The organism is Photorhabdus tasmaniensis (assembly GCF_011189505.1).
In the GTDB taxonomy this organism is placed as follows: domain Bacteria; phylum Pseudomonadota; class Gammaproteobacteria; order Enterobacterales; family Enterobacteriaceae; genus Photorhabdus; species Photorhabdus tasmaniensis.
Genome location: NZ_PUJU01000093.1, coordinates 1 through 6,750 on the forward strand (window position 1 = coordinate 1; position 6,750 = coordinate 6,750).

General features: G+C 52.3%; 1 protein-coding gene. It reads right to left on the reverse strand.

Translation table 11 applies throughout. From position 1 onward, the window contains the following. Positions 1-370: 370 nt before the first annotated feature. A partial coding sequence (locus C5471_RS22340; RefSeq protein WP_166296463.1) for a non-ribosomal peptide synthetase occupies positions 371-6,750 on the reverse strand: 6,380 nt, incomplete at its 5' end.

Genomic DNA, 6,750 nt, shown 5'->3' on the forward strand with positions numbered 1-6,750 from the left:
CTCACTGGAAACCGGTTTTATATTAGCTAAATCACTAAAGCTTTATTCAACCTAGTTACCTTGCCCGGTTGATAGGCCTGGTATTAATCACCAGAGAAGATTAACACTGTATTTTTTATGATATTGAGAAGAATCAACTCTGTTTAAGAATAGCTAGCTAAAAAGCGTACAGAGGTGGCTGATAACCTAAGCCATTAAGGCCAGCGATTATTTTCACGTCTTTATCAGAGATTGATTTAATCTAATAAATTCACATAATAATTACCCATTTCCTTATCTTGTTTTTATATAAAAATAATCCGATATAAACAATATATACCGGATTATCACACTAACATTAAATTATTCTATATTTCTTAATATATTAGTATTACAACGCCTCCTCATCACAATACATTGCCAATGCCCTATTCAGGGCCTGAGCTAAAGCGGTTCTATGTTCCTTATTCTCCATCAAACTCGCATGGTTACCCGGAACAGCAATCAACTGAAGTAGAGAGTCAGGCATTACCCGCCCCCAACCTAACGATGGATCCATGGTTAAAGGTTTCGGCTCTTCATCCGCAATAAAAGGATTAGGAGGGCAAGGTTCCATCGCATAAAACTGATGCAGCGTTATCGCTAATGCCTGCGGCTCATACTCTTCGACTATTTGGATATAATGCTCTCCCTGCTCCCAACGTTTTGCGACTAAATCAGGGCGCAGACTGGCGGGATATAACGCCAATTCCTGTGCCGCTTCAATAAATTGCACCAAATTCAGCTCATCAATTCGCCGGTACAATGCCGCAACCTCTTCTGTGTGTTCCTCCCCAAACTGCTTTACTAACACGGCAAAGAACAAATGGTTGAGTTGCACAGGCTCCTCGCTGACATCATGAGGAGCCGGCGTATCAATCAATCCCAGGAAGTTAACCTCCTCCCCGGCATGTAAAAGCCACTGGGCAATGGCATAAGCCAATATGCCGCCGGAAGAGTAACCCGCAATCCGATATGGGCCTGTCGGTTGAACCGCTTTCATCAAGTTGATCATTCTGGCCGCATGTTCTTCCATGGTCGCCATCGGTTCTTCACTGATGGACGGCCAGGGCAGCGTATAAACCGGATAGTCTGACCGGATATGTTGAGCCAGCCCGTACACATAGGAATAATCTTCCATTCCACTGGGCACAAAGAACAATGGCAGCTCCGTTCCGCCCGGTCGCACCGATATGGCGCTAGTCTGCGGCTGAGACAGCAAATCTGAGGTAATTTTTGCCGCCAATTCGGACAACACAGGGAATTGGAACAAAGCATTCAATGTACAAATCAAACCCTGACCGGCGATAAGATTTACCATTCGAATGGCAAGCAGTGAATGGCCGCCCAGGGCGAAGAAGTTGTCATGCCGGCTGACCTGTTCAATCCCCAGCAATTCACGCCAGATGTCCGCCAATGCGATTTCTGTTTCTCCTCGTGGTGCAGCGTAAATCTGACGGGCAACCGCTTTTTCGTCCGGTGCGGGTAATGCCCGACGATCCAACTTACCGTTCCGGGTCAGCGGGAAAGCATCCAGCCGGACAAATGCTGGCGGTATCATATATTCGGGTAATCGGGCTGACAGATGCGAACGCAAATGTTGCGCCAGTCCTTCCTCATCATCCGCGACCACATAAGCAACCAGACGTTTATCCTCCCCTTTACCATCAGTGACCACCAGTGACTCCCGAACGGCAGGGTATTCCATCAAATGCGCTTCTATCTCGCCGGGTTCTATACGGAATCCCCGGATTTTCACCTGCTGATCATTGCGCCCCACATAAACCAGGTTACCCTCCGGCAGATAACGGGCAAGGTCACCTGTCCGATACATGCGAGCACCCGGCATCACTGAGAATGGATCATCCAGGAAACGCTCTGCGGTCAGATCCGGTCTGTTCAGATAACCACGGGCGATACCCGCCCCTCCGATATAGAGTTCACCTACCGCGCCCCGCGGCACTGGCTGACCCCGCGCATCAAGCAGGTAGATACGTGTATTGTTTATTGGACGGCCGATAGGGATCTCCTCCCCCTGATAACCGGGTGGACAATGCCATGCCATGACCGCAACGGTGGCTTCGGTTGGGCCATAAATATTAAAGGTGTTATACCTGCCCGCTAACGATTGCAATAACGCAGAACCCAGCGCCTCCCCTGCAAGTATCAAGGTTAAATGCGTTTGTAACGGGGGGAGTTCATGGGCATTTTGAAGGACAGCCGGCGGCAACGTCAGATGAGTAATACGCTGTTCATCCAGATAATGCCACAAGGCATTCCTGTCATAGCGGATATCGTCTGACAGAATATGGAGGGCAGCGCCCGCGCCACAGGCCATCACAATATCCGCAACGCTGGCGTCAAAACTAATGGAAGCAAATTGCAAAACCCGGCTATCCGGTTTAACACCCAAGCGCTCAATATGGTCGATTGCCAAATTTATTACGCCACGATGTTCCACCATCACGCCTTTAGGCACGCCGGTAGTACCCGAGGTATAAATCACATAAGCCAGCTGTCTTGAATGCAGTGATAATATTTGCGGGTTGCTGTCTGGTTGTTCCCAATCCGTATCCGGTGCTAATACCTTCAACCCTTTCAGTGTATCCTGACCCAAGGCCGTACGCCCCATCACATCTGCCACTACCATGGCAGGGGTGGCATCACTTAAAATCCCCCTCAAACGGTCACCCGAATACGCCGGATCCAGCGGGACGTAAGCACCTCCGGCCTTCAATATAGCCAGCAACCCGATCATCATCGACGCAGAACGGGAGACACAAAGCGCAACACGTTGCTCCGGTATCACCCCCTGTGCAATAAGCTCATGAGCCAACCGGTTTGCCCGTCTGTTGAGTTCAGCATAGCTCAGTGTCTCAGCCCCACACACAATTGCTGTCGCATTCGGTGTCCTTTGCACCTGCTGTTCAAATAACTGATGAATACACAACGGATCAGGATAGGCGGTTTCCGTAGCGTTCCAGGTTTCCAGCAATAACCTGCGCTCTGCCGGAGCCAAAATATCGATTTCCCCAACGGGCTGTTGAGGATGAACCACCATCGCTTGCAGTACCGTGTGTAGATACCCCACATAGCGCTCGATTGTCTGTTGATCAAACAGGGCCGTGGCATAACCCAGAGCCCCCACAATCCGGCCATTCTCTTCAGACAGTTCCAATTCCAGATCAAACTTAACTGTGTCTGTTTCAAGAACAGAATCAACAAGCGAAACAGCCAACTCCGGTAATTCCCATTCCGGGCTCTCATTGTTCTGCCAGGCAAACATCACCTGGAACAACGGGGTATGCGCCAATCGGCGCGGTGGCTGCACGATTTCCACCACCTGTTCAAACGGCAGGTCCTGATGCGCCTGTGCCGCCAATGCGGTTTGCCGCACACGCGCCAGCAATTCAATGACATTCGGCGCATCCGATAAATCAATACGTAACGCCAGCGTATTGACAAAGAAACCGATCAGGGGTTCCACTTCCTGGTGACTGCGGCCCGCACTCGGTGTGCCGATAACCAAATCGTCCTGACCTGACAGGCGTGATAGGACCATCGCCCAGGCTGATAACAGGGTCATGAATAACGTAACGCCCTGCTGTTCGCTCAGGTGCTTAAGAGATGCCGTTAATTCCGCATCCAGATCGATGAACATAACCCCCCCGGCAAACGACTGCTGAGGCGGACGAGGCCGATCGGTTGGCAAATCCAGCAACACGGGGGCGTCAGCCAGCATGGTACGCCAATAGTCCGATTGCGTCTGGATCCGTTCAGCCGATAGCCACTGACGCTGCCAAGCAGCGTAATCAGGATATTGAATCGCCAGTGGTGGCAAGGGATCACGTTGCCCGGCCAGAAAAGCCGTATAGAGCGTACTCAATTCACTTATCAGCACGCCGACAGACCAGCCGTCTGACACAATGTGATGCTGGGTAAACAGGAATTGGTATTCGTCATCGGTGAGCCGGATAAGAGAGGCACGGATCAGCGGGCCATGACTGAGATCAAATGACGTACTGGCTTCCCCGATGCTCAGATGTTCAAGCACAGTTTCGGCATCCGCTACCCCACGCAGATCATACTGGGACAACGGCACCCCACGGTCCGCCGCCAGCAGTTGCACTTGTGGCTGACCATCAACGGAGACGAAGACGGAACGTAACGCTTCATGACGGGCAAACAACGTGTCGAGTGCCTGCTGCCAGGCAACGATATCCAGCTGACCACACAAGCGCAGTACCATCGAGATATGATAAATATCACTGACGCCCTCAAACTGGGCAAGGAACCACAAACGCTGTTGAGCGAATGACAACGGCAACGCCCCTTCGCGGGATATCGGCAGAATGGTGGGTAATATCTTGCGCTGTTCATCAAACCGGATACGCATTGCCTCAGCAAAGGCCATTAACGTGGACATTTCAAACAATACGCTCAGTGGCAGTTCGACACCCAGCGCCGCTATCCGGTTCATCATCCGTACCGCCAACAGCGAATGACCGCCCAACGCAAAGAAGTTGTCATGCCGGCTGATCTGTTCAATCCCCAGAACTTCACACCAAATCGCCGCCAGCGCAATTTCAGCTTCCCCTTGCGGTGCTTCATAGGCCTGACGGGCAAAGGCTTCCTCGCCTGGTACCGGTAATGCCCGGCGATCCAGCTTGCCATTCGGGGTCTGTGGGAAGGTATCCAGGCGCACAAAGGCCGCCGGTATCATATAATCAGGTAAAATCGCACTCAGGTGCTCACGCAAGCAGGCAACTAACCCGTCATTCGCTTCCACCACCACATAAGCCACCAGACGTTTATCCTGCCCATCTTCCCGCGCCAGTACCGCCGCCTCTTGTACCGCTGGGTATTCCAGTAACCGGGTTTCAATTTCCCCCAGTTCAACCCGGAAACCCCGGATCTTAACCTGCTGGTCGTTACGGCCCAAGAATTCCAGGTCGCCGTCCGGCAGATAGCGAGCCAAATCCCCAGTCCGGTACATCCGCGCACCAGATACCGGACTAAAGGGATCCGGTATAAAACGTTCTGCGCTCAATTCCGGCCGGTTCAGATAACCCCGCGCTACCCCGACGCCACCAATATACATTTCGCCAATGCAGCCTAATGGCACCGGTTGACCGTATTGGTCCAGCAGGTAGATGCAGGTATTTTTAACCGGCCGGCCAATAGAACAATCATCTTCTAGGGATAACACCTCTTTATAGGTCGCAATCACGGTATTTTCAGTCGGGCCATACGTATTTAATAGCCGTGGGCGATAAGTTTCCTGTATAAACCACAGTTGAATAGCTCTCTTCTGTACCGCCTCACCACCTATAATGATTAACTTGAGACAATTCGGCAGCGGTAATGCTTTGTCTCTGGCCACCAATTCAGACCAGAATAAAGTCGGCAGCGATATCACCGTAATACGGTTTTGTCGGATTAAGGTGATAAATTCCTGCATCGAAGTCAGCCAGCTATCATCACGAATAACCAACGTCGCTCCATTGCATAATGACGAGAAAAATTCTTCCACTGAAACATCAAAAGAAAAAGAAGCAAATTGCAGCATCCGGTCTTGCTCCGTGACGGCATAGGTCTCATTAAAGCCCAGATACCGTTGATACATCGCCTGATGCTCTACCATCACCCCTTTCGGCTGCCCGGTTGAACCGGAGGTGTAAATCACATACGCCAAATGCTGGGGCGTCAACGCCGGGACCTGCGGGTTACTGGCCGGCTGGTCGGGCAGCGTATTCGGGTCAAGTACCGTCAGCCCCACCAGCGCCTCCTCGCCCAGCGCCGCCCGTCCAACCGCATCAGCCAACACCACTGCCGGGGCTGTATCATTCAAGATATACGCCAGACGTTCCCCCGGGTAGGTTGAGTCCAGCGGCACATAAGCGCCGCCAGCTTTTAGCACCGCCAGCAATCCCACCACCATCGCCGGGGAGCGTGCCACACAAATCACCACCGGCTGGTCGGGTGTGACACCCAACGCAATCAGTTGATGAGCCAGACGGTTGGCACAGGCATTTAATTCGGCATAACTGAGCATCTGCTCTTGATACACCAGTGCCGTCGCCTGTGGAATACGTTCCACCTGTTGCTCAAACAACTGATGAATACATAACGCCTCAGGATAGACGGTTTCCGTGGCATTCCAGGTTTCCAGCAACAGCGTGCGTTCCGTTTCCGGCAGGATATTCAGCGCCCGTATCGGCGTCTCCGGTGCCTGCTCAAGCGCCTCCACCAGACTCTCCAGCGCCTGCTGCATATAACCGCATATTCTGTCCGGATCAAACGGCTGCACCGCACTCGCCGTCAGTCCCAAAGTGGAACCCCCGTCCTCCACCGATAACCCAAAGGGATAGTTAGTGCTCTCCTGTCCGCCCAGGAATTCAATCCCGGCCATCGTTTCATTCAGCGGATCCGGTTGATCATTATGCCGATAGTTCAGCAGGGCACTAAAGAGCGGCGTACCACTAGCAACCCCGCTGCACCGCTGGGCCAGCGCCAGTGACGCATGTTCATGCGCCAGCAATCCGGCCAGCCGTAAATGGGCCGCCCGCACGCTGTCCCTAACTGGGGTATCATCAATATTCAAGCGTAACGGCAGGGTATTGATAAACAGCCCCATCCCATTATCAGCCCCTTCTCCCGCCGCCATGCGCCCAAACAGCACGGTACCAAACACCACTTTCTCCTGACCACTGGTATGTGATAATACCTGGG